General features: G+C 68.8%; 1 protein-coding gene. It reads right to left on the bottom strand.

The window, feature by feature from the left end; all coding sequences use genetic code 11:
* A partial coding sequence (locus tag IFR11_RS16150; protein ID WP_191916853.1) for a class II aldolase/adducin family protein occupies positions 1 to 416 on the bottom strand: 416 nt, incomplete at both ends.

The raw sequence follows: 416 nt of genomic DNA on the forward strand, positions 1-416 counted from the left end.
TTCTGGTAGCGGTTGTAGAGGGCGTCGATCTTGTCCTGCGGGATCGGGATGAGCGGGCCCGCTTCGCGCGCGATGTGCACGGTGCGGGCGACGTCTTCGAGCATGACGGCGGCCTTCACGGCATCCTTCGCGTTCGTGCCGATCGTGAAGGGACCGTGGTTCTGCATGATGACGCCGCGCGAGCGGTGCCCCCGCAGGGTGTCGACGATGCCGCGCCCGATCGAGTCGTCGCCGATGATCGCGAACGGACCGACCGGGATGGGGCCGCCGAACTCATCCGCCATCGCCGTGATGACGCACGGGATCTCTTCGCCCCGCGCAGCCCACGCGACGCCGTAGGTGGAGTGCGTGTGCACGACGCCGCCGACCTCGGGCATGTTCCGGTAGACGTAGGCGTGGGCCGCGGTGTCGCTGGA

It is taken from the genome of Microbacterium sp. CFBP 8801, assembly GCF_014839455.1.
GTDB lineage: Bacteria > Actinomycetota > Actinomycetes > Actinomycetales > Microbacteriaceae > Microbacterium.